The 25,227-nt window shown below is 66.2% G+C and carries 17 protein-coding genes; 7 read left to right on the forward strand and 10 right to left on the reverse strand.

Annotation, left to right across the window (positions count from 1 at the left end; translation table 11 throughout):
• Positions 1-410: 410 nt before the first annotated feature.
• Positions 411-2,564 (forward strand): methyl-accepting chemotaxis protein, encoded by a 2,154-nt coding sequence (locus HLH36_RS10705; RefSeq protein WP_246376700.1) that lies wholly within the window; start codon positions 411-413, stop codon positions 2,562-2,564.
• Positions 2,565-2,624: 60 nt separating this feature from the next.
• On the opposite strand, the gene HLH36_RS10710 is transcribed toward HLH36_RS10705, so the two are convergent.
• Together HLH36_RS10710 and HLH36_RS10715 are read right to left on the reverse strand one after the other, a co-directional pair.
• Positions 2,625-3,260: a LysE family translocator gene (locus tag HLH36_RS10710; RefSeq protein ID WP_182986365.1), complete on the reverse strand. Its 636-nt coding sequence runs from the start codon at positions 3,258-3,260 to the stop codon at positions 2,625-2,627.
• Positions 3,261-3,359: 99 nt separating this feature from the next.
• The gene (locus HLH36_RS10715) at positions 3,360-3,995 is read right to left on the reverse strand and encodes a TetR/AcrR family transcriptional regulator (RefSeq protein ID WP_182986366.1); all 636 of its coding nucleotides are present in this window, start codon (positions 3,993-3,995) and stop codon (positions 3,360-3,362) included.
• A 115-nt stretch (positions 3,996-4,110) separates the two neighbouring features.
• On the opposite strand from HLH36_RS10715, the gene HLH36_RS10720 reads away from it, so the two are divergent.
• Both HLH36_RS10720 and yghU read left to right on the forward strand, forming a co-directional pair.
• Positions 4,111-4,815 (forward strand): glutathione S-transferase family protein, encoded by a 705-nt coding sequence (locus HLH36_RS10720; protein WP_182986367.1) that lies wholly within the window; start codon positions 4,111-4,113, stop codon positions 4,813-4,815.
• 15 nt (positions 4,816-4,830) lie between these two features.
• On the forward strand, positions 4,831-5,706 hold the full coding sequence (yghU, locus tag HLH36_RS10725) for a glutathione-dependent disulfide-bond oxidoreductase (protein WP_182986368.1): 876 nt from the start codon (positions 4,831-4,833) through the stop codon (positions 5,704-5,706).
• Positions 5,707-5,784: 78 nt separating this feature from the next.
• Here yghU and HLH36_RS10730 read toward each other — a convergent pair whose 3' ends face one another.
• A complete protein-coding gene (locus tag HLH36_RS10730; protein WP_182986369.1) occupies positions 5,785-6,702 on the reverse strand; it encodes an AraC family transcriptional regulator in 918 nt (305 codons plus the stop codon).
• A 457-nt stretch (positions 6,703-7,159) separates the two neighbouring features.
• Between HLH36_RS10730 and HLH36_RS10735 the strand changes: the two genes are divergently transcribed.
• The 3 genes from HLH36_RS10735 to HLH36_RS10745 are packed head-to-tail and all read left to right on the forward strand — an operon-like array spanning position 7,160 to position 12,976.
• Positions 7,160-10,345: an efflux RND transporter permease subunit gene (locus tag HLH36_RS10735; RefSeq protein WP_182986370.1), complete on the forward strand. Its 3,186-nt coding sequence runs from the start codon at positions 7,160-7,162 to the stop codon at positions 10,343-10,345.
• A complete protein-coding gene (locus tag HLH36_RS10740; RefSeq protein WP_182986371.1) occupies positions 10,338-11,513 on the forward strand; it encodes an efflux RND transporter periplasmic adaptor subunit in 1,176 nt (391 codons plus the stop codon). The genes HLH36_RS10735 and HLH36_RS10740 overlap by 8 nt, the downstream gene beginning before the upstream one ends.
• Before the next feature lie 2 nt (positions 11,514-11,515).
• Complete coding sequence (locus tag HLH36_RS10745) at positions 11,516-12,976, forward strand: efflux transporter outer membrane subunit (RefSeq protein ID WP_338030433.1); 1,461 nt, start codon at positions 11,516-11,518, stop codon at positions 12,974-12,976.
• 278 nt (positions 12,977-13,254) lie between these two features.
• Here the strand turns inward: HLH36_RS10745 and pdxR are convergent, their stop codons facing one another.
• A complete protein-coding gene (pdxR, locus tag HLH36_RS10750) occupies positions 13,255-14,763 on the reverse strand; it encodes a MocR-like pyridoxine biosynthesis transcription factor PdxR (protein WP_182986372.1) in 1,509 nt (502 codons plus the stop codon).
• Between the two features lie 152 nt (positions 14,764-14,915).
• Here pdxR and HLH36_RS10755 point away from each other — a divergent pair, with 152 nt between their 5' ends.
• Complete coding sequence (locus HLH36_RS10755; protein ID WP_182986373.1) at positions 14,916-16,007, forward strand: D-alanine--D-alanine ligase family protein; 1,092 nt, start codon at positions 14,916-14,918, stop codon at positions 16,005-16,007.
• Positions 16,008-16,039: 32 nt separating this feature from the next.
• Here the strand turns inward: HLH36_RS10755 and HLH36_RS10760 are convergent, their stop codons facing one another.
• From HLH36_RS10760 to HLH36_RS10785, 6 genes are all read right to left on the reverse strand, one after another.
• Positions 16,040-17,467, reverse strand: a complete 1,428-nt coding sequence (locus HLH36_RS10760; protein WP_338030434.1) for a TolC family protein — start codon at positions 17,465-17,467, stop codon at positions 16,040-16,042.
• A gap of 11 nt (positions 17,468-17,478) precedes the next feature.
• Positions 17,479-18,606, reverse strand: coding sequence for an ABC transporter permease (locus HLH36_RS10765; protein ID WP_182986374.1), 1,128 nt, complete (start codon positions 18,604-18,606; stop codon positions 17,479-17,481).
• Positions 18,603-21,383, reverse strand: a complete 2,781-nt coding sequence (gene rbbA / locus HLH36_RS10770; RefSeq protein ID WP_408871878.1) for a ribosome-associated ATPase/putative transporter RbbA — start codon at positions 21,381-21,383, stop codon at positions 18,603-18,605. The genes HLH36_RS10765 and rbbA overlap by 4 nt, the downstream gene beginning before the upstream one ends.
• Positions 21,380-22,369, reverse strand: a complete 990-nt coding sequence (locus HLH36_RS10775) for an HlyD family secretion protein (RefSeq protein ID WP_182986375.1) — start codon at positions 22,367-22,369, stop codon at positions 21,380-21,382. The genes rbbA and HLH36_RS10775 overlap by 4 nt, the downstream gene beginning before the upstream one ends.
• A gap of 57 nt (positions 22,370-22,426) precedes the next feature.
• A complete protein-coding gene (locus HLH36_RS10780) occupies positions 22,427-23,704 on the reverse strand; it encodes an MFS transporter (protein ID WP_246376702.1) in 1,278 nt (425 codons plus the stop codon).
• An 88-nt stretch (positions 23,705-23,792) separates the two neighbouring features.
• Positions 23,793-25,160 (reverse strand): bifunctional enoyl-CoA hydratase/phosphate acetyltransferase, encoded by a 1,368-nt coding sequence (locus tag HLH36_RS10785; protein WP_182986377.1) that lies wholly within the window; start codon positions 25,158-25,160, stop codon positions 23,793-23,795.
• Between the last annotated feature and the right edge of the window lie 67 nt (positions 25,161-25,227).

Here is a 25,227-nt window from a genome sequence, read left to right on the forward strand (position 1 = left end):
TTTATCTCAACGGATCACGAAAAACGCGCTATCGCGCTGTTCTGACAGGCGCCTCACCCAAGCAGAGAATTCCATCCGGCCGGAATTCATCCCGGAACCAATACAATCACCCCATCCCAACGCAGGGCCTGAAAATTATTGAATTCCACGATCTTCATAAATGAATACCATTAAAAAAGCACAAAACAAGCAACATAGTCAGATATATTCATTATTTATCCACATAATATCATTGAATGATCCATATTTACTGAAAGACTGACTTCGCTTGTATAGAAGCAACGAAGATGTCAGAGTATCCGCAACTGGTTTTACCTCATGACTTTGCTTCACCTTTCTCCCGGAGTGTCCCTTTGATGGTCGCATCGTCGCATGCGCGCCCCCGCGCATCTCTATCCACAAAGATCATCATGATATGCGGGCTGTCCTTCATCATCATCCAGCTTGTCGCCGTGGCCCTGTCCAGCAGGCTGATGAAGGCCCAGGTCGAAAAGACCATCTATTCCGAGGCGATTTCGAACAGCCAGATCCTGGCACAGAAGATCACCCTGGCCCTGACCGCGCAGAACACCGTCGTCCGCGGCATTCAAGGCACGATTGAAACCGCCCACCGGTCCGGCGTGCTGACCAGGCAGTTCATCGTCGACCTCCTGTATGAAGACATGCAGCGCTTTCCCGACATTTACGGCATGGATTTCAAGGAAGTCCCGCGCGGATTCGACGGCACCCAGGTTCCCGGCGGCCCGGGCACCAACAGTCACGGCATCTTCTTTCCGTATGTCCTGCGCGGCGCCGACGGCAAGGTCACGATCAACACACCGCCCGAACATTACAGCGATGTTTACAGGAACATCATCAAGACCGGCGACCTCGACGGGCTGGAACCCTATATCGACGCGGATACGAAGGTTCCGATGGTGTCCCCCACCTATCCCATCACTTTCGACGGCAAGAGAATCGCCGTCATCGGGGCCGATATCCCGCTCGGCTGGCTGGCGCCGCTGCTGAAGAACGTCAGGATCGCCGAAGGGTCGACCATCTCCCTCCTGTCCAGCCAGGGATTCTGGATCGTCAACCCCGATCCCGCCCTGGTGATGAAGCACTATAACGACACACCCAACACACTCGTCGAAAAAGCCATTGCGGAACACAAGCTTTCCATCATCCGCAATTTCAATAACGGCACGGTGGACCGCATCGTCGTTCCGCTCAAGATCGACAATTTCAATGTGTACTGGACCTTGATCGTCGATGTGCCGTCCGAGGCCATCACCAGGCCGGTCTGGGACAACATCTTCTCCCTCGTCATTCCGGGCGTGACGCTGATCATCCTGTCGGTCGCGCTGATGTGGCTCATCTTCAACAAGCTGCTGAGCACACCGCTGCGCAACCTGCTGCAGTCCGTCTCGGCGCTGGAACATGGCGATTACGACGTCACGGTCTACGGCGTGCAGCGCTCCGACGAACTCGGCGCCACGGCCCGCGGGCTGGAGAATTTCCGCGGCTCCCTTCTCCGGGCCCGACAGGCCGACGCCGAAGCCGAGCAGGAGCGCCGCCGGAACGAGGCGCAGCAGGCCAGGCGCCGCCAGGAGGACGAGCAGAGGCTCAAGGACGTCAACAGGGTCATCGACACGATCGGCACGGCCCTCAACGCCCTGTCGACCGGCGACCTCTCGTCGCAGATCCAGCAGCCCCTGCCGCAGGAATTCGAACCGCTGCGGACCAATTTCAACCGTTCCATCCAGCAGCTCGCCACGGCCATCACCGGCATTTCCAACGCGGTCGATACGATCCGGAAAGGCAGCCAGACCGTCTCCACCGGCGCCGAGGAACTCGCCGACCGAACGGAACAGCAGGCCGCCGCCCTCGAGGAAACGACGGCGGCGATCAATCAGATCACCCGAAACGTCTCGCATGCCGAGGATGTCATCAACAATACGCAGGCCATCGGCGTGCAGGCCTGCGATTCAGCCGAATCGTCTTCCGAAATCATGAGCCGCACCCGCCAGGCCATGCAGCGCATCGAAACCAGCTCGGCACAGGTCGTCGCCATCGTCGAAGTCATCGACGGCGTCGCGTTCCAGACCAACGTGCTGGCCCTGAATGCCAGCATCGAGGCCGCGCGCGCCGGCGACGCCGGAAAAGGCTTCGCCGTCGTGGCCAACGAAGTCCGCGTCCTTGCCCAGCGCTGCACCGACGCCGCCCGCGATATCGGCGACCTCGTGCGCAAGACGGTCGAGGAAATCCACACCGGCGCCACCTGCGTGCGCGATACCGAGAAGGCCCTGCAGACCATTTCCGGACTGGTCTCGACAATGGGGGAAAAGCTGAACGCGATCGTTCATAGCGCGCGCGACCAGGCCACCAGCCTCAAGGAAGTCAGCGCCGCGGTGACCGTCATGGACCAGAGCACCCAGAAGAACGCATCCATCGCCGACACGTCACGCTCCTCGGCCCGCAGCCTGGCCGGAGAAACGCAGAAGCTCACGCAACTCGTCACGCATTTCAGGCTTCCCGGCTCCCGGAACACCGCCAGCCGGGACCTGGCACGGCACGGCAGCTAGCCGCGCCTTCCGGCACACGCCCCCGATCAGACCATCCACCTGGTCGGGGATGCGCCTCCTTCAGGCCCCCCGCTGCTCGGTCAGCATCCGCGCTGCCAGACCGCCGAGCACCGTTGCCATCATCCAGCGCTGGGCCATGGCAAAACGGGGGTTGGATTCAAGGAATTTCGCCATATTGCCGGCGGAAAGCGCAATGACGGCATTCACCAGCACACTGATGACGATCTGCATGGTCCCCAGGATCAGGATCTGCACCAGCACCGACGTGCCCGGCACGGTAAACTGAGGCAGAAGCGACAGATACATCACGGCGATCTTGGGATTCAGCAGATTGGTCATGAAACCCATGAGAAACAGCCGGCGATTGCCATCCGCCGCCAGCTTGCGCACCTGGAACGGCGACCGCCCGCCGGGCCGGATCGCCTGCCATGCGAGATAAAGCAGGTACACCGCCCCACCCAGCCGCAGCGCGTCATAGGCATAGGGCACCGCCATCACCAGCGCGGTAATCCCGAACGCGGCGCACAACATGTAAAAGACGAATCCAAGCGCCACACCGCCAAGCGAGACCAGCCCCGCACGCGGCCCCTGGCAGATGGAACGGGAAATCAGGTAGATCATGTTCGGGCCGGGCGTCAGCGCCATGCCCAGCGCGACCAGCGCAAACGCGGCAAGATGGGTAACGGGCAAGATCATTGTCTGTCTCCTGTGCCCCGACCGGGCACACGCGCCGACGACGATCCGACGCGCTTCCCCGCGCGCCACCGCGCGCCAGTCACATTCCCGGCCAGGCTTTCATGTCATACCACGTTCCGAACGATCTGCAGCCCCGTCCCGCCCCTCTTCCGGCCGCGCGACCAGCGCGGCCAGAAGCGCCGCCACGACTCCATTCAGCACCGCCCGTTCCGGGCGGATACGCGCCAGCACCCGCACCCCCATCAGCACCGCCAGGCAGTGCAGGGCCAGATCCTCGGCCGCCAACGTGCGCGTCATGCTGCCATCGCCCTGCCCCCGCCGGACGCAGTCGAGGAAAAAAGCCTCGATCCGGCCGAACGTCCCGATGATCAGCGGCCGGAACTCCGCGTCCTGCGCCGCGAATTCCAGCGCGGCATTCACCAGCATGCAGCCCTTGTTGGCCGGATCATCCAGCGAACGCGCCACCACGTCGTCCAGATAGCCCCGCACACCATCCAGCGGCGGCGCGGCCTCATACCGCGCGAGGCGCGGGCCGATTCCCCCCGCGATATACCGTTCGAGCGCCAGCCGGAACAGCGACCTCTTGTCGCCGAAGGCATTGTACAGGCTCGCGGCCGTCAACCCGGTCTGCCCGACCAGGTCCCTGATGGACGTCGCATCGAACCCGTGCCGCCAGAAACATGCAACCGCCGCATCCAGCACAGCATCTTCGTCAAATTCTCGCGGCCGGGCCATTCCCTCATCCATGCAGGCATTACGATCCCATCTTGCCACATGAGATACGACGCGTCATTATAGAACGATCATACTAAAACGCACCGCTCCATGCGCCGGAACGAACGGAGGCACCATGATCCGCTTCTACTTCCACCCCACCCCCAATCCCGCGAAGGTGGCCCTCTTCCTCGAGGAAAGCGGCCTGGACTACACGGTCGTTCCCGTCGACACCCGCAAGGGCGAGCAGCATGACCCGGCATTCCGCGCCATCAACCCCAACGCCAAGGTCCCGGCGATCATCGACCTGGACGGGCCAGGCGGCGCGCCGGCGCGCGTTTTCGATTCCACCGCCATCCTGCTCTACCTTGCCGAAAAGACCGGCCGCTTTCTCGGCACCCCGGCCGACCGGCCGGAATTGCTGTCCTGGCTGATGTTCATCGCCACAGGCCTCGGTCCCTATTCGGGCCAGGCGGTCCATTTCCAGTATTTCGCGCCCGAAGATCAGGCCTATGCCATCAACCGCTACCGGCGCGAGGCCGAGCGGCATTACCAGGTACTGAACGATCACCTGGCAGACCGGGAGTATATCGCCGGCGACAGCTACACGATCGCCGACATGTCGGCCTGGGGCTGGATCGATCGCGCGGCCCGGGTGATGAAGGGCACGGAAGATCCGCTGGCTCCCTGGCCGCATCTGAAACGCTTCTTCCACACCATCGACAGCCGCCCCGCCGTGGCGCGCGCCCGCGCCGTCGGGCAGGATCATGCCTTCAAGACCACCACCGACGAGCAGGCCCTCCGCGCGCTGTTCCCCTCGAATTACCCGCCCGCATCCTGATATCGGAGATCCACGATGACCGAACCCACCGACTACACCCCACCTAAGGTCTGGACCTGGAACAAATCGGGCGGCGGCCAGTTCGCCAGCATCAACCGCCCGATCGCAGGCCCGACGCATGACAGGGCCCTCCCCGTCGGCCGCCACCCGCTCCAGCTCTATTCGCTCGGCACGCCCAACGGCGTGAAGGTGACGATCATGCTGGAAGAACTGCTCGCGGCTGGCCATGCCGGGGCCGAATATGATGCATGGCTGATCAATATCGGCGCGGGCGACCAGTTCGGCAGCGGCTTCGTCGCCATCAACCCGAACTCCAAGATCCCCGCCCTGGTCGACCATGGCGGGCCCGCCCCCATCCGGGTGTTCGAATCCGGCTCGATCCTGCTCTACCTGGCCGAGAAATTCGGCGCCTTCCTGCCAGAGGACCTCGCCGGGCGCACGGAATGCCTCAACTGGCTGTTCTGGCAGGTCGGCAGCGCCCCTTATCTGGGCGGCGGGTTCGGGCATTTCTATGCCTACGCACCGCACAAGATCGAATATGCGATCGACCGTTTCGCAATGGAGGCCAAGCGCCAGCTCGACGTGCTGGACCGCCGGCTGGCGGAAAGCCCCTATATCGCGGGCGACACCTACACCATCGCCGACATGGCGATCTTCCCCTGGTATGGCGGACTGGCCAAAGGCTGGCTCTATGGCGGCGCCGAGTTCCTGAGCGTGCAGGACTACAAGCATCTCCAGGCCTGGGCCGACCGCCTGCTGGAACGCCCGGCCGTCCAGCGCGGCCGCATGGTCAACCGCACGTTCGGCGAACCCTCCAGCCAGTTGCGCGAACGCCACGAGGCAAGTGATTTCGAGACGAAGACACAGGACAAGCTCGGTACCGCCGGGTAAGGGCATTGAACAGGTTCGCTCTGGTTTCTGTGCTTTTTTGAAAAAAAAACAGAAACCAGACCTCCCCTCCGCCATCCATCAAACCGCCTCCAGCGTCCGCGCCTCCACGGCATTCTCTGCCCGAATCCGCTGCGCGTCCCGCGCCGGCGGATTCCCGAACATGCGCCGATATTCGCGGCTGAACTGCGACGGGCTGTCATACCCGACCGCGAAACCCACCTCCGCCGCATCGACCGCATTGCTCATCAATTGCCGCCGCGCCTCCTGCAGGCGCAGACGCGTGCGATATTGCAGCGGACTCATCATGGTCGCGGCCCGGAAATGCCGATGGAAGGATGACGGGCTCATCCCCGCCAGCCGGGCGACATCCGCGATGTCGAAGGCCTGGGCATAATGGTCCCTGATCCAGGCGATCGCCCGGTTCAGGTGCGACAGGTTGCTGCCGGCGGTGGCGATCTGGCGCAGGACCCCGCCCTGTGGCCCCTGCAACAGGCGATAGAGCAATTCCCTGACCGCCAGATGGCGCAGAAAGATGATATCCTCGGGCGTATCGAGCAGCCCCACCAGCCGCGTCACCGGATCGAGGATATTTCGCGTCAGCGCGCTGACCGTCAGGCAACGCGGGCACTGGTGGGAAAGATCCTCCGGCCGATCGCGCAGTTCGATCAGCACATCCGCGATATCGGCCGGGTCCAGGGTCAGGCACAGAGCCAGATAGGGCTCCTCAGGGCTGGCATGGGTAATATGGCCGCTCACCGGCAGATCCACCGCCGTCACCAGATATTTGCTGGCATCGTAATCGAAGACCTGGTCACACAGCATGACCTGCTTGCTGCCCTGCACGATCACGCAGAAACGCGGTTCGTACACCACATTCATCGGCGTGGTCGGCGCCTCGGCCCGAAACAGCAGCAGGCCCGGCACGGCGGTTCGCGTGGTGGGCGCGACGCAGTGTCGTTCGATCGTATCGCGCAGGCGGTCGAGCAGATCGCGCATCCAACCCTCCGAAACCACATATCCCATCCCGTTCGGCCAGGATCATCCGGACGGGCAACGATGCTCCAGCTCCCCGCGATCATAGCGCATGTCCGATCCGATCACACCGTCCTTGCAATCAGTTCAGGAGGATCGTGCAATCATTTGATCGGATCATGCCATCACCCCATCGCGAGAAGAGAAAATTCCGAAAAAGTTCCATATTATACATGATGATATGGTGATCCCTCTCGCCATCACGCCCCCTGAAAACGACTGGCAAGCGCGAATCATGCAAGAACGAGAGCGGATCGCTCTACCACGCCCACCGGCACAGGTTGCATGATCCGACCATAACAGCGCCTCAACGAAGCTGTTCGGTTTGTCTCCGGCATGAACGGACATCTTCGGCAGGCCGCCCTCGCCATTGCCTCCGGAGCGCCAGCGCGCCCGGTCCATCCTTCACATAGAGAGACCCATGGGTATCGTCGCATTCGCGCTCCGACGGCCATACACGTTCCTCGTCACGGGCGTCCTGATCCTGCTCATGGGGATCACGGCACTCTTTCGCACGCCCACAGATGTCTTTCCCGCCATCGATATCCCGGTGGTGACGGTCGTCTGGTACTATGACGGGCTGGACGCGGCCGAGACGGAAAAACGCCTCAGCACCTATACCGAATTTTCCGAAAGCTTCTTCGTCAACAATCTGCGCACCATCGAAAGCCAGACCACGCCCGGCCTGGTGCTGCAGAAGCTCTATTTCCAGCCCGGCGTGAATGTCGACCTGGCGGTGGCCCAAACCGTCTCGGCCACGAACTCGATCCGCGCCTTCCTGCCGCCAGGCGTGCAGCCGCCGATCATCATGCAGTACAGCGCGTCGTCCGTACCCGTGCTGCAATTGTCGCTGTCGTCCGACAGGCTGACCGAGAGCGAGCTGTACGATTACGGCGTCTATCGCGTGCGCCAGCAATTGGCGCCCATCCCCGGCACCATGCTGCCGCCCCCCTATGGCGGCAAGATCCGACAGGTCATGGTGGATATCGACAGCACGAGGCTGGCCGGCCTGGGCCTGACGCCCCTGGACGTGTCCAACGCCATCAACGTGCAGAACCTGACCCTGCCCGCCGGCACGACGAAGTTCGGCCCGACCCAATACGACCTGCGCATGAACGGCATGCCCGACATCGCAGCCCAGTTGAACCAGGTCCCCCTGAAGCGCGACCCGAAGACCGGCGCCATCGTACGGATCGCCGACGTGGCGCAGGTGCGCGACGGCACGGCGGTCCAGCAGAATGTCGTGCGGCGCGAAGGGCGGCGCTCGGTCCTGCTATCGATCATGAAGGCCGGCAACGCCTCGACGCTCGACGTGGTGAACGCCATCCGCGACAAGGTGCTGCCGGTCACCCGCGCCGCCGCCCCGCCGGGCATGAAGATCGACGAGTTGTTCGACCAGTCCGTCTTCGTCAAGGCCGCCATTTCCGGCGTGGCGTCGGAAGCCGTCATCGCCGGCCTGCTGACGGCGGCCATGATCCTGGCCTTCCTGGCAAGCTGGCGCTCGACGCTCATCGTCGCGGCCTCGATCCCGCTGGCCATCCTGTCCTCGATCGCCATCCTGTCGATGACGGGCCAGACGCTGAACCTGATGACATTGGGCGGCCTGGCGCTGGCGGTCGGCATCCTGGTCGATGACGCCACGGTCACGATCGAGAACATCCACCGCCTCCGCCACGACGGCGCCGACCTGCGCCTTGCCGTGCTGGACGGCGCCGCCGGCATCGCACTGCCGACCCTGGTCTCCACGCTGGCGATTTCCTGCGTGTTCGTCTCCGTGGAATTCCTGACCGGCCCGTCACGCTTCCTGTTCACGCCGATGGCGCTGGCCGTGGTCTATGCCATGCTGGCCTCCTACGCCATCAGCCGCACCCTGGTGCCGATCCTGGCCGCCCTGCTGCTGGGCGCCGAGGAAGAGCAGGCCCGGCGACGCCGGGACGCCGGGCTGCCGCCAGGCCCCATCGCCCGCTTCGGGCTGCGTTTCGACCATCATTTCGAACGGCTGCGCGCCCGCTATGTCGCCCTGCTGGGCCGGCTGATCGCCAGTGCGTGGAAAGTGCCCGCGCTGGCAGGCGTCATGCTGGTCGCCGCCGGACTCGTCGCCACCCAGGTCGGCCAGGATTTCTTCCCCGCCATCGATGCCGGCGAATTCCGCCTGCATGTCCGCGCCCCCGCCGGCACCAGGATCGAAAGCACGGAGAAAATCTTCGACCGCGTCGAGGACACGATCCGGCAGGTCGTGCCGGACAGCGAGCGCGACCTGGTGCTGGACAATATCGGCATCCCGTTCCGCTACTCCATGCCGTTCGACGACGGCACCACGATCGGCCCCAATGACGGGCAGATCATGGTGGCGCTCAAGGAACATCACCACCCGACCGCCGATTATATCCGCACGCTGCGTACCGAACTGGCCCGGCGCTTCCCCGACTGCGTGTTCTATTTCCAGCCGGCGGACATCGTCACCCAGATCCTGAATTTCGGCATTCCCGCCCAGGTCGATATCCGCATCGCCGGCTACGACCAGCCCAACAACCGCAAGGTGATGCGCGACATCCTGCGCGAGGCCGCGCAGATTCCCGGACTGGTCGACGTGCATCTGCACCAGCAGATCGCGGCCCCCGAACTGCTGATCGCCATCGACCGGGTTCGCGCCCAGGATCTGGGCCTGACGCTGAACGACGTCGCGCGCAACGTCATGGTGTCGATGGCTTCGTCCAATACCGTCACGCCCAATTTCTGGGTCGATCCCCTCACCGGCATCCAGTACCCGCTGGCGGTGCAGACGCCGCAATACCGCGTCAACACGATGGGCGACCTGCTGGATACGGTCATCTCGCCGGCCAACGGCGCAACCGGCACGCCCTCATTGCTCAGCAACGTGGCCACGATCAGGCGCGGCATGGCGCAGAACGTGATCTCCCACAGCAACATCCAGCCGGTCCTGGATATCGACGCCAGCGTCGAAGGGCTCGACCTGGGCGGCATCGCCCGCGCCATCGACCGGATCGTCGCCCGCCACCGCGGCCAGCTATCGCCAGGCAACACCATCACGGTGCAGGGCCAGATCGACAGCATGCGCTCGGCCTTCACCCGGCTGGGTATCGGCCTGATGGTCGCCGCACTGGCCGTCTACCTGCTGATGGTCGTGAACTTCCAGTCCTTCATGGACCCGTTCGTGGTGGTACTGGGCCTGCCGGGGGCCATGTGCGGCATCGTGTTCATGCTGTTCGTCACGGGCACGACCTTTTCCGTCCCGTCGCTGATGGGCGCGATCATGAGCGTCGGCGTCGCCAGCGCCAATTCGATCCTGCTCGTCACCTTCGCCAAGGAACGCCGCGCCGACGGCCACTCGGCGGCCGAGGCCGCCATCGCCGCCGGGCAGGCGCGCCTGCGCCCGATCCTGATGACGTCGCTGGCCATGGTGATCGGCATGCTGCCGATGTCGCTGGGCCTGGGCGACGGCGGCGAACAGAACGCGCCGCTGGGCCGCGCCGTGATCGGCGGCCTGATGGTGGGAACCTGCGCCACGCTGTTCGTGGTGCCCTGGCTCTACAGCCGCCTGCGGCGGCGCGAGAGCCGCCTTCTCGAGGATTATCGCGATGTCTGACCTCTCTTCCCCGCCCGCTCCATCCTCACGCGGCGGCCGCGCCACCGGCGCCGCGATCGGCCTGGGCCTGGTGGCCCTGCTGGGCTACGGCGCGGTAACGCATGTCGAACGCGCCCGCGCCGTCCGCGCCCTGGCCGATACCCGCCGCGACCAGGTGCCCGACGTGCTCACGACGGTCGTCCACGCGGACACGGCACCGATCGCGCTGGACCTGCCGGGCGAAACCGCCCCGCTGGAAACGGCGGCAATCGGCGCAAGGGCGTCGGGCTATATCGAAAAGCGGTTCGTCGATATCGGCACTCCGGTCAAGGCCGGGCAGGTTCTCGCGATGATCCGCGCCCCGGAACTGGACCGGCAGGTCGCCCGCGCCCAGGCCGCCCTGGCCCAGGCCCAGGCCGACCTCGACCTGGCGCGCGTCACGGCGCGGCGCTCGGCGGGACTCGTCGGCGGCGGCGCCGTCAGCCGGCAGAATTTCGACGTCGACCGCATCACCCAGCAGGCAAGACTGGCCGAACAGGACGCCGCCCGCGCCGCCCTGGCCGACATCGCCCAGCGCCAGGCCTATACGACCATCGCCGCGCCCTTCGACGGCGTCGTGACCGCCCGCACGGTCGAGGCCGGCGACCTGGTCAGCGCCGACAACATCCAGGCGGCCCCCTTGTTCGTGGTCGCGCGCACCGACCGGCTGCGCGTACGGGTCCATGTGCCGCAGGACCAGGCCGCCGGACTCGCCGTCGGCACGCAGGCCACCCTCTCGCTGCCCGCACGGCCGGACGTGCATGTCAGCGGCACCGTCACCCGCACCGGCCACGCGCTGGAACGCGACAGCCGCATGCTGCCGGTGGAAATCGAGCTGGATAACAAGGATGGCAGGCTGGCGGCCGGACTCTATGCCACCATCCATTTCGACCTGCCGCGCGCGGGCGGCGCCACGCTCATCCCGGCGGAGGCCCTGAACTACGAAGCCGACGGGTTGTCGGTCGATACGGTCTCGCCCGACCGCCACGTCACGATCCGGCACGTCACGGTGGGGCGCGACTATGGCGACCGGATCGAAATCCTCGGCGGCCTGCCGGACGGCAGCCAGTTGATCGTCCACCCACCCTCCGCCCTGCATGACGGCAGCCCCGTCGCGCCCCACCCCGATTCCGAGACGAAGGGAGCCTGACGGTGCGGCCCACCAGACCATCCGTCCCCCTTGCCGCCGGCCTCGCCCTGCTGCTGTCCGGCTGCACCATGATCCCGGCCTGGCACCGCCCGGCCCCCGCCGTCGCCACGGCGTGGCCCGGCGGCAAGGAGGCCACCGTCCCCCTGCCCGACTGGCGGCATTTCTACCGCGATCCGGTCATGCAACGCCTGATCGAACTGGCACTGGCGAACAACCAGGACCTGCGGATCGCCCAGCATCAGGTCGAGGCCGCCAGCGCCCAGTTCGACATCGAAAACGCCTCGCTGTTCCCCACCCTGAACGGCGGCGCCATGGCGAACGTCCAGAAGGAATATGCCAGGATCTGGAGCCTGTCGCAGACGAACGGCCCGTTCTACATGCGCCAGTATGCCGTGGGCTTCGGCGTCTCGGCCTACGAGGTCGATCTGTGGGGCCGTATCCGCAGCGCCTCGCAGGCCGCCTTCGACCGCTACATGGCCGACGCGCTGAACCGCGAGAACATGCAACTCAGCCTGATCGCCAGCGTGGCATCGGGCATGCTGACCTGGGTGGCGGACAATCAGGCGGTGCTGGTGACGCAGCAGGTGCTGGACAGCCGCCAGCACACCTACGACCTGGTCCGGCAGGCAAACCGGACCGGCACGGTCACGGCGCTGGACGTGGCCCAGGCGGAATCCGCCCTGCACGATGCCGAAACCAGCCTGCAAATCTATACGCGCCAGCGCGCCCAGGCCCTGGACCAGTTGACGCTCCTGGTCGGCACGCCACTGGACGACGCCACCATGCGGGCATTGCATGGCATCACGTCCCTTGATTCCGTCACCGGTTTTCCCGACGTCCCCGCCGGCCTGCCGTCGGACATGATCGCCCGCCGCCCGGATATCCTGTCGGCCGAAGACGTGCTGCGCGCGGCCAACGACGATATCGGCGCCGCCCGCGCCGAATTCTTCCCCAAGATCCAGATCACGGCGGCCAACGGCACCGCCAGCAACAACATCACCCGCCTGTTCCAGAGCGGCATGGGCGCCTGGAACGTCGCCCCCCAGATTACGGTGCCGCTCTTCGACGCCGGCCGCCTGACGGCCCAGCTTCGGGTCGCGAAAGCCCGCAGGAAGGAAGAAATCGCCCGCTACGAAAAGACGATTCAGACCGCCTTCCGCGAAGTCGCCGACGCCCTGGCCGGACGCGACACCTATCTCAAGCAGCGTCACGCGCAGGACGCCCTGATCGCGTCGAACGACCGGCAATACCATCTGGCGATCGCACGCTTCCAGGCCGGCTACGATCCCTACCTGACCACCCTGGTCGCCCAGCGCGACCTGTACACGGCCCGTCTCGGCGGCATCACGACGCAACTCCAGACCATGGCCAACAGCGTGACCCTCTACAAGGCGCTCGGCGGCGGATGGACCAGCACCGTGCCCCCACGCCCGACCGCCTCCCCTGGCGGCCATATCCTGTAGGGGCCGCTTGCAAGGCCGCAAGGCGGAAACGGAGACGCGCCCCCTCGCGCCTATCCCCGATCCCCCGACACCCCGACGCGGGCGAACACCGCGCGGGGCGGGCGTCCGGGTTGCGCAGTGGCGGGCGGGCCGCGGGGCCCCTCCAGCACGCCAGGCAGCATCCCCGCGCCCGCCCGGCCTCTCCGTCGCCATCGTCGAGCCCTCCCCGACCCATTTCTACCAGCCGGGCGGGCCCCGGCCGCCTACGTGATCAGGCGCAGCCTCCGACGCGCCTACCTTCATGCTCGGGCCGCGCCGCCGACAAACGCCCCGCGCCTGAAAACATCGGCCAGGATCCGCGTTCCCCTATCCGCCTCCTGCTCCGACAGTCCCGAAAACCCGAGCATCAATCGCGACGTATCGCGAGAGGCGACATTCATCCGCGAAAGCGGCATGACAACGACGCCACGCTTCAACGCGGCTTCCGAAACGGCGCTATCGCTGCTCCAGGTCCCGGTGCTGCGTACAGTCAGATTGATGCCCTGATCCGGCAGGATGACCGCGAGATGCTCCGCGACACGCGCCCTCAGCATGGCCGCGAGCAGATCGCGCGACACGCGCAGACGCTCCCTGAGGCGGCGCAGATGCGCCGGAAAATATCCCTCATTGAGAAAATCGGCGATAACACGCTGCTGAAACGTGGGCGGGCAGCGATCGAGCGCGGGACGAACGGCCCTGAACACAGGCACGAGATCGGCCGGAACCACGAGATAACCGATGCGCAGGCTGGGCAGCAGCGCCTTGCTGAACGTCCCCGTATAGAGGACGCGCCCCGCCTGATCGAGCCCCTGGAGCGATGCGATCGGGTGCCCGTCATAGCGGAATTCGCTGTCATAATCGTCCTCGACGATCCAGCAGCCATGGTCCCTTGCATAGGACAGCAATTCCAGCCGCCGCGGCAGGGACAGGACGGAACCGACCGGATATTGATTGGACGGCGTGACATAGATGAAGGCCGGCGGCCGCAGCGCGCCATCCGCCAGCCTCTCCGTCATGATCCCCTCCCGATCCACCGGCAGACCGACGATCGTCGCGCCGTTGAGCGCCAGGCACTGCCTGGCAGGCGGATAGCACGGGTCTTCGACGATCACGGTATCACCAGGGGACGCCAGGATACGAAACGCCAGATCGAGCGCCTGCTGCGTACCGGCGGTGATCAGGATCTGGTCGGCCGTACACCGCACCCCGCGCGAAACCGCCAGATGGGCGGCGATCGCGGAGCGCAATCCGGGTTCTCCCTGAATATCGCCATAGCCTTCGAAAGCGTAGTTCATGTGCCGCCCGGCGATGCGGTTCAGCAGCCCCGCCGTCCGCTCGTCATGGGCCATCCGCCCCGTCACGAACGGCAGTGCCTTTTGCGGCTCCAGACTGGGCCCGGAGGAGCAAACCCGCCGCGCCGCGTCCGAAAGCGCGCGGCTGGCCACAGGGGCCGCCGCCTGCCCGCCATCCCCCTTCGGAGGGCTCTCCGGCACATCCGACGTGATGTAGGTGCCAGACCCGTGGCGGGCGACCGCATAGCCTTCCGCGATCAGGATGTCATAGGCCTCGGCAACCGTCCCGCGGGACAGCGTCCATTCCGTCGCGGCCAGACGTGTGGAAGGCAGCCTCTGCCCCGCCTTCAGCCGGCCATCGGCAACCGCCTCGCGCAGCGCGACATAGAGTTGCCGCGCCAGAGACGCTGGCCGGGAGGGATCGATCTCGGGCCGAAAGGCCGCCGACGGCGTTTCCCGCCGCCGCTTCAGATTCATCCCTCCGTCATCAAAGTGGCTCACAACCCGGCCTCAAAGTGGATCTTTCAATTGAATCGATCCTGTCTTTTTAATGATCCACTTTCAATAGGCCATCGCGGGATGGCGGTCGTTTTCAGAACATTCTTCCAACACCAGTCTCAGGAGATGCCATGCCCGTCCCCTCAACCAGATTGCGGATCGCCGTACTGTTCGGCGGCCGCTCCACCGAGCACGAGGTCTCCGTGCTGTCGGCCACCAACGTCCTGAAGGCCCTGGAGCCCGCGAAATACGACGCGGTCCCGATTTTCGTCACGCGCGACGGGCGATGGCTGATGAGCCGGTTCGCAGACGGCACACTCTCCACTCCCGAGACCGGTACGGAACTCTGCCTCGTCCCCGGCGGTCGCGGGCACATGATCGCGATCGGCACTGACGGCCGCGCCGCCGAGGCCGGAAAGATCGACATCCTGTTCCCGGTGCTGCACGGCCTCCATGGCGAGGACGGTTCCGTGCAGGGGCTGGCGGACGTGGCGCGGGTACCGCTCGCGGGCTGCGGCATCCTCGGCTCCGCAACCGCGCTGGACAAGGTAATCGCCAAGCAGCTCCTCCGCGCGAGCGGCCTTCCGGTCGCCCGCGCGGTCACCATCGGCGAGGACGCGGTTCCCGATCTTGCAATGCTGGAAAACGCAATCGGGCTCCCGTTTTTCGTCAAGCCGGCCCGCCAGGGCTCATCCGTCGGCGTGCGAAAGATCTCCGGCAGCCAGGAATTCCTGCCGGCAGTCACCGAGGGCTTTCGGCACGACCGCCGCCTGCTGGCCGAAGAATTCATTCAGGGGCGCGAGATCGAATTCAGCGTCCTGGAAGACAGCACGGGCGACGTGTTCGTCTCCCGACCCGGCGAGATCACCCCCTCCGCCAGCCACGGCTTCTACAGCTACGACGCGAAATATATCGACCAGCATGGCGCGACATTGAAGGTCCCCGCCGAATTGCCGCCGGACGTCGAAGCCGAAATGCGCAAGATGGCCGCCGAAGCCTTCAGGGCCCTCGGCTGCGACGGCATGGCGCGCGTCGATTTCTTCCTGACGGCGGACATGACGATCATCGTGAACGAGGTGAACACAATCCCCGGCTTCACCGATATCAGCATGTATTCCAGGGCCATGGCGGCCAGCGGCGTAAGCTACGCGGACATCATCGAACGCCTGATCGCTCACGGCCTGGGGCGGGCCACTCACCCGAGCCACACCGACGCACCCTAACCTGGCTCCTGCCCTGCACCCCGATTATTTTGTCAAAGGGTCCCTCCACCCAGGGCCACCGCCAGCCTGATCGTCGCCATGGCCCGCCCGTCCTCCGACCGCACCCCCGCATCCTCGATCGCAACGGCATCCAGCCGCGCCTGCAACGCATCCAGCAACGTCGATCGCCCACCGTCGAACAGGCCCAGCCGATCCTCGGCCGCGCGCCGCGCCACCGCCAGCGCGGCCGACAGGCCCTGCCCCTGTACATCCAGGGCCGCACGGCTTTCATAGGCGCTCTCGACCTCGGACAACGCCGTCAGCAACGCCTGGTCATACAGCGTGACGGCTTCGTCCAGCCGCGCATCGGCGACATCGATTCGCGCGTGAATCCGCCCGGCCGTGAAGATCGGCAGATAAGTCGTCAGCGCCATCAGCCCGCCACTGCCCGACAGGCCGGGCAATCCGTCAAAACGCAACCGCCCGTTGCCCCCGAAGAATTCCAGGCCGAAACGCGGCAGCAGATCGGTCCGCGCGCTACGCAACCGCTCCAGCGCGGCCTGAACCAGATCCCGCCGCGCCCGGATATCGGGCCGCCGATCCATCACCCCAACGGGTACAATGCCGACAGGCACGGGCGGGATCACGAACAAAGCCGGCTGGGGGATGGCGGGCGCCTGCTCCGGCAGCCGGCCCGACAGCACGGCCATCCGCCGCCGCCGCGTATCCACATCGGCCACCAGCAACGGCCGCGCCGCCAGCACCGTCCGGCGGCGCGCACGGATGGCGTCGATATCGGCCCGCGTCGCCTGCCCCGCCGCCATCCGCGCGCCGGCATAGGCTTCCATGCGATCCAGCACCGCCGCCGCACGATCGATCAGCGCCACGCGGCGCAGATCGTCCACCGACGCGACATAATTTTCCACCATATCGGCGGCCACCAGCATGCGCGTGCCGCGAAGCTGCTCCTCCACCGACTGGGCGACGGCCCGCGCGGCCCGCAGATCGGCGGCGCGCCCCCCAAAGATATCGGGCTCCCACGCCGCCGCCAGCCCGGCCAGATGCCCATCCGTCGCCGGATCGCCCAGATTGGGCGCCAGCGCCGCCGGCACGGCCGGGTTGCTCCAACCCAGCCCGCCACCGGCGATATCGCCGGTCGCCCCCACCGTCGGGTACAGCGTCGAACGCGCCACCGCCACATAGCCGCGCGCCTGGCGGACATGATCGCGCGCCACGGCCAGGTCCGGATTGGCCGCCAGCGCGTCGTCGACCAGTCGATCCAGCACCGGATCGTGCCATTGCGTCCACCAGCGGCCCAGATCCGCATGCATCCCATCCGTGACCGGGGCCTCGGCAAACCGTGCGGGCAGTACAACCCGCGATGGCGGCGCGGCACTGTCCTTTACGGTACAGCCGCCGGCAAGAACCACACCCAGCGCCAGGATCGCCGGCCACAGGCGGACGGGTCGAAATCGTGTCACGCCAACTCTCCTCACCCCTGCCGGGCCAGCATGGACCGGAACCGAACCAGCGCGACCAGCAGGAACAAAGCGGCCGATATCAGGATCACCAGCAGCGGCAGCCACACCGTTTCCAGCCCCGCACCCCGATACAGGATCGATTGCGTCAGGCTGACGAACTGCGTCGTCGGCAGCACGCTGATGGCCTTCTGCAACAGGGTGGGCATGTTCGCCACCGGCGTCGCGGCGCCCGACAGCAGATACGCCACGGCGTAAACCGGCACCGCCAGCAGCCCGAACTGCGGCATCGCCGGCGCGATGGTGGCCAGCATCATCCCCAGCGCCGAAACCGCGATCACGTAGGCGAACAGGCACACGGCGAACAGGCCGGGCGATCCGGCCAGCGGCACCCCCAGCCAGACATGCACCACCAGCAGCAGGGACAGCAGGGCGGCCACGAAGATCACCAGCGCATTGGCAATGATCTTGGCCACCGCGATCTCTCCGGCCGATACCGGCAGCACCAGCAGATGTTCGATCGTGCCATGCTCCCGCTCGCGGATCACGGCCGCGCCGACCAGGATGATCGACAGCACGGTCACATCGGTCACGATCTGCATGACCGATGTGAACCACGCGGATTCCGAATTCGGGTTGAAGCGGATGCGCGGCACCAGATGAAAGGGCGGCGCGGGCCCCGCAACCGGGCGCGGCATCGCATCGGCAATCCGGTGCAGGAAGATATCCTGCAGATAGACCACCCCCAGCCCCGCCTGGGTCATGGCGGTGGCATCGACCTGGATATCCAGCGACGGCACCCGCCCGGCCAGCAGATCGGCCTCGAAACGCGGCGGCACATCGACGACGAAGATCAGCGTCCCCCGGTCCAGCCGCTCCCGCGCCGTCCTGCGGTCCACCAGGACCGGCGCCTGGAAATAAGGTTCCTGCACCCCCTCGCGCAATTGGCGCGAGAGCGTGGACCCATCCTCGTCGATGAAGGCGATGGTGGCGTGCGACACTTCCGCCTTCACCCCATAGGCAACGATCAGGATCGCGGCGGTAAAGGCAAAGACGATCAGCCCCAGCAGCACGCCATCGCGGCGCAGGCTCAGCGCCTCCTTGCGGCACAGCAGCCAGACGGTGATCCCCCAGCGCCTCATGGCTCCTGCTTCCGGATCAGCAGCCGCGCGCCCAGCATGCAGCCCATCGCCGACGCCGCCAGCACCAGACCGGCGGTGGTGAACGTCGCGGCCCCCACCCCCTTGGTGAAACTGCCCAGGCTGATGATCTGAAACCACCCGGCGGGAAAGACCATGCCGATCCCATAACCCAGGCCCGACAGGGTCGAGACCGGATAGAGCAGGCCCGAGAAATTGACGCCGGGAATCAGGCAGATCAGCGCGGCCCCGAAGATCGCCGCCACCTGCGAGGTCGTAAAGGCCGAAACCAGCAGCCCCAGCCCCGTCGCCGCGAACAGATACAGCAATGCCCCCATCGACAGCGCGAGCAGCGACCCCTTCAGCGGCACGCCCAGGCACGTCACCGACAGCAGCACCAGCGCCGCATAGGCCACCAGCGCCACCAGCACATAGGGCATCTGCTTGCCCAGCAGATACTGCCCCACCGTGGCCGGCGAGGCGTAGAGATTCATGATCGAGCCGATTTCCTTCTCCCGCACCACGCCCAGCGCCGTCAGCATGGTCGGAATCAGGATCAGCGCCAGCATGATGATTCCGGGCGTTATGGCGTAAACACTGCGGAATTCCTGATTATAGACAAAGCGCGGCAGTATCTGGACCGGCGACGGGTCCAGCCGGATCACCCCCTTCTCGCGCATCATGGCCTGCTCGTACTGCATGACCACCCCTTCGGCGTACGCGCGGATATTCGCGCCCAGGAACGGCACCGCCCCGTCGATCGCAAGCCCCACCGCCGGGTCCCGCCCGGCCGCCACATCGCGGCCGAAGGCGGCGGGAATATCGATCCCGATATCCGCCTCCCCACGCCGCAGCCGCGCCTCCAGCGCGTCGCGATCCGGCGACGAAGCCTGCTGCACGAAATAGGGTGATCCCTGGAACTGCTCCACCAGCTCCCGGCTGGCCTGCGTATGGTCATGATCACAGACCGTGAAACGGATCGTGTTCACGTCGAACGAAATGCTGAAGGCCGCAATCAGCAGAAGCACGACCGGTCCACCCACGGCAAACAGCAGGCGCAGCCGGTCGCGCAGCAATTCCACCGCCTCGCGCCGCGCGAATGCATAGGCCCGCGCCACCCAGCCCCCGATCCCCGTCGCCGGCACGTGCCGCCCGGCCGCGGCCATGACGGGGGCGGATGCCTCGCCCACCGGCACGCTGTCCTTGTCCCCTGCCATGGCCTCTTCCAGGCAGGCGACAAAGGCATCCTCCAGCGTCGCCGCATGCCGCGCCTGCACCAGCGCCTCCGGCGCGCCCACCGCCAGCACCCGGCCACGATGCATGAACGAGATCCGGTCGCAGCGCGCGGCCTCGTTCATGAAATGGGTGGAGACAAAGATCGTCACCCGCTTCCCGCGCGACAGCGCGACCAGATGTTTCCAGAACATCTCCCGCGCGGCCGGATCGACGCCCGATGTCGGCTCGTCCAGAATCAGGATCGAGGGGTCGTTGATGCACGCCGCCGCCAGTTGCAGGCGCTGGCGAATGCCCAGCGGCAATCCCCCCGGCCGCAGGTCGGCCACCCCCTCCAGCGCGAAATCCGCCAGCGCCGCCAGCACCCGCCGCTCCGCCTCACCGGCCGAAAAACGAAAAAGCCGCGCCTGCAGCAGCAGATTCTGCCGAACCGTCAACTCCTCGTATAGCGAAAAGGCCTGCGACATGTAGCCGATGCGCATCCGGCTCTCCAGATCGCCCGCCCGCACCGGCCGGCCGAAGACCCTGGCGCTGCCCTCGCTCACATCCAGCAGGCCGGTCAGCATCTTCATCGTGGTCGATTTGCCGCAGCCATTGGAGCCGAGAAACCCGAAGATCTCGCCCCGCCCGATATGAAAACTGACATGATCGACGGCGACGAAGCGCCCGAACCGCTTGGTCAGCCCATCCGCCTCGATCGCCGGCCCCCCGCCGGGGTCGCGATAGGGCGGGATCGACAGGGCGGACGCTCCCGCCCGCTCGGCCTCCGGCAGCAGCGACACATAGGCCTCTTCCAGCGTGGCGCGGCCGGTACGACGCAGGATGGCCTGGGTCCGGTCGCAGGCCAGCACCCTTCCATCCTTCATCGCCACCAGCCAGTCGAACCGCTCCGCCTCCTCCATATAGGCCGTGGAGACGATCACGCTCATGCCCGGCCGCCGGGCGCGCAACTGGTCCACCAGCGTCCAGAACTGGCGGCGCGACAGCGGATCGACGCCGGTCGTCGGCTCGTCCAGGATCAGCAGGTCCGGGTCATGCACCAGCGCGCAGCACAGGCTGACCTTCTGCTTCATCCCGCCCGAAAGCTGCGCCGCCGGACGATCCGGAAAGGGCGCGAGCCCGGTCGCGTCCAGGAGCTGCGCAATCCGCGCCTGCCGCGTCACCGCATCCAGCCCGAACAGGCGGGCGAAGAAATCGATATTCTCCCGCACCGACAGCGTCGGATAGAGATTCTTCCCCAATCCCTGCGGCATGAAGGCGACACGGCCCAGAAAAGCCTCCCGCGCCCGCCGATCGGCCATGTCGCATCCCAGCGTCACCACCCGCCCCGCCTGCAGGCGCCGCACCCCGGCGATCAACCCCAGCAGCGTGGATTTGCCGACCCCGTCCGGCCCGATGACGCCGATGGTCGCGCCCGCCGGCAGGTCGATCGACACGTCGTGCAGCGCCTCGGCCCGCCCATAGCGATGCCGGACACCGGCAACCCATATCCCCGCCTCGTACGGCGCGGCAGGCGGCACGCCGGTCGTGGGCGGAGCGTCGCTCACGGCGCGGCCCGATGCGCTCCGGCGGGAGACGCCGGCCAGGGCGCCATGGCCTCGGTCCGCACATAACCCTCCCCCGTCATGCCGGCCTTCAGCACCGCGCCCAGCGCCTTCTGGGCCGCCCGCTCCACCCGCAGCCGCACGCGATAGACCAGTTGCTCGCGCTCGGTCGCCGTCTCCACATATTTCGGCGTGAACTGCGCCTCGGGCGAGACATAGGAAATCCGGGCCGCGACCGGCCCGGTATCCAGATCATCGAACACGATCCGCGCCTCATCCCCCACGCGGAGCTGCCGGGCCACCCGCGCCGGGAAGAAGACCGTCAGATACGGATCGAGCGGGTCCAGCAGCGAATAGAGCCGCCCGCCCGCCGGCAGCACACTGCCAGCCTCGACCACACGATATTCGATCCGCCCCGCGACCGGGGCACGGATCGCCATATCCTCCACTACGACCCGCGCCTGCGCCACCATCGCCGCCGCCGCGTCCACCGCCCGCCCGGCTTCCCGCACCGCCTGCGCCGCGCCGTCACGCGCGCGCTCGGCGATGTCGAACGCGGTCTGCCGCTGCGTCACTTCCATGTCCGAGACCAGCATCTGGCGCCGCATGGTCCGGGTATGGGCCAGTTCGTCGCCCGCCAGCAGGGCAGCCCGGGTCCGCGCCGCCAGTTCCGCCTGTGTCCGGCCAGTCGCCGCCTCGGCCTGCCCCTGCCGGGCCATGGCCGCCGCAAGCTGGGCCCGCGCCTCTTCGTCGTCCTCGCGGGCCAGCACCTGCCCCCGGGCAACCATGTCCCCTTCCTGCGCGTCCAGAGTACCGACCCGCCCCGGATATTTCACCGCAACGTCGATCCGCGTCAGCTCAAGCCGCCCGTTGGAATGATACAGACCCGGCACGGACCGGTCCGCATGCGCAACCCACAGCCACCCGATGGCACCGGCGACGATCACCAGACCGGCCACACCGGCGGCAATGAGGATTCTCCGTGCCATCTCCGCCCGATCCCTGTTCATCCCGATGCGTCACACTATCCCGTCCGCCGGCCAACGCTACCCCGCCCGCACCGCCGCCCCGGTCTCCCGGAGGAACAGGGCCACCACGCCGGCCAGCACGATCCCCGCCACGCCGACCGAAAATCCCTCGCGAAAGACCGTCTCCGTCAGTCCCCCGGCGCCGGCCAGCCTCTGCAGGAACCATCCGAACAGCGGCGACGCCACCGCACTCATGACGAACACCAGGAAATTGATCGCCCCCGTGGCGCTGCCCTTCACACTGTCGGGATTGACCTCCTTGATGACGCTATAGGGGATCATCGCCGCACCCGACGCAAAGCCGAGGATGAAGGCCAGGATGTAAGGCGGGAAAAATCCGGGCGGCGGATAGATGATCGCGGCCGAGGACAGCAGCATCGCCACGATCCCGCCGAACAGCACCGGCTTCCGGCGCCCCAGATGATCGGCCAGATACCCCAAAATAGGGCAGCCGAAGACCCAGCCGATCGGCACCATCGCCGCCCGGCTGACGGCCTCGTGGTAGCTCATGTGCCACCCATGCGTCATGAAGGACACGCCCCACGTCATGCTGCCCACCGTGGTCGGCAGGAACAGCAGGCCCGAACACAGGCCGCACAGCCAGGATTGCGGGTTGCCCAGCACGATCCTGTAGGGCGCCAGCATCGACCCCTGTCCGCCCGACGCGCTTTTTTCCGGACGCGGCGTGCCCAGGAAGATGGCCACCGCCACAATCGCCGTCGCCACCCCGGCATAGACCCAGAACGACCGCCAGGTCACGATGCCATGGATCAGCCATGCCACGGTGGACTGCCCCATCGCCCCGCCGAGCATGCCCACGCACTGGGTCACGCCGATCGCGGTCGCCAGATAACGCGCCGGAAAACCGTGCGAGGCCAGATAGACCGCGCCCACGAAGGCAAAGGCCGCCCCGGCGCCCTGCAACAGGCGCCCCAGCTCCGCCATCCAGACCGGCCCGGCACCGAACATGGCGATACCGATGGCCAGCACCAGCGTGCCGACCGGGATCGCCAGCTTGGCACCCCACCGGTCCATCGACGCGCCAGAGATCAGCGAGCAGGCCGAATAGGTATAGTAATACAGCCCCAGCAACGACCCCAGACCCGCCGTCGTCAGCCCCATGGTGGCGGTCAGCTCGTCCATCATGACGCTGGGTGCCGAGCGGACGGAATATTGCAGGAAATAGAACAGCAGGCAGAACGCCCAGGCGAGGATATAGCCGGGCTGAAAGCCCCCTTTCGCCTGCACGCCGCCCGATGGCGGCGCGGATGGCGGCAACGTGGAAACCATGTTCATCGGCGTATCCTCCCCTCGCCAGGCGATGGCGGGTTTTTTGTTATTGTACCGAATCGAAAAAGACATCCTCCACGCAGGGAGGCCGGCATCACGTCATGCCATGGGCCATGATCAGGGCGATGGCGCAGGAGGTCAGCCGGGCCTGCTCGGAATCCGCGCGGCTGGTCAGGATCACCGGCACCTTCGCGCCCAGCACCACGCCTGCGGCATCCGCACCGGCCAGGAAGGACAATTCCTTGGCCAGCATGTTCCCCGCCTCCAGGGTCGGGACGATCACGATATCCGCCTGCCCGGCCACCGGAGATTCGATATGCTTGATCCTGGCGGCATTCAGGTTCACCGCATTGTCGAAGGCCAGCGGGCCATCGACGATCCCGCCGGTAATCTGCTTGCGGTCCGCCATCTTCGACAGCACGGCCGCATCCAACGTCGACTGGATCGCCGGGTTGACGGTCTCCACCGCCGACAGGATGGCCACGCGCGGTTCCGCCAGCCCCAGCACATGCGCGAAATCGATCACGTTCTGCACGATGTCATGCTTGGCCCGCACATCGGGCGCGATGTTCACGACCGCATCGCTGATCATCAGCAGCCGGTCGTAGAACGGCACATCCATGACAAAGACATGGCTCAGCCGCCGCTCGCCGCACAGGCCGGTCGGGCGCGCCACGACCTCATGCAGCAGCACGTCGGTATGCACCGCCCCCTTCATCAGCATCCGTGCCCGACCCGACCGCACCAGCGCGACGGCCTGGGCCGAGGCCGTATGCGGGTCCTCGGCCTCGACGATCTCCAGCCCCTCGATCGACAGGCCGGATTCCTTGGCGACGGACTCGATCAGCGCCTTCGGCCCGACCAGGATCGGCTGTCCCAGGCACCGCTTGGCGGCATCGCAGGCCGAGCGCAGCGACAGGTCGTCGCACGGATAGGCCACCGCGATCGGCAGGACCGGCAACTGGGCCGCCTTCTCGCACAGGGCGCGAAAGCGGCGATGGGTGACGATATGCTCGAACGACGAACAGGCCATCACCACCGATTGCGGCGCCTCGGGCGCCACGATCTGCATCGTGCCCCGCGCAACCTCGCCCCCATCCTGCCGTACGCAGACGAAGGACAGGTCGAGCAGCGCATCCGCCTCGTGCTTCGCCATCACCTGGCAGGTGACGACAACCTGGTCGCCGACCGACAATCCGCCTGTCAACGTCAGCGCATAGCTGCGCATCACGCTGCCGACCCCCGGAAAGCGGGTGCTGACCAGCCGCATGACCAGGATACCGATCCACACGCTCGCCACCGACTGGCTGACCGAAGCCGTCTCCACCCCGGCCCCATCGGGCTGCCATCCGCCCAGCAGGTCCGCATTGTCGCGCGTCAGGATCTCGGTCAGATCGGATTTCTCGCCGACCGCGATATCCTTGAACAACCGGTTGGTCACAAGTTCCTGGGTCTCATCCACCAGCTTTATTCCTTTGGACAGAAGGGCCGAACGATCAATTTCCCGTCATGATACCGGTGAACGGACG

This window comes from Gluconacetobacter aggeris (assembly GCF_014174395.1).
Taxonomy (GTDB): Bacteria; Pseudomonadota; Alphaproteobacteria; order Acetobacterales; family Acetobacteraceae; genus Gluconacetobacter; species Gluconacetobacter aggeris.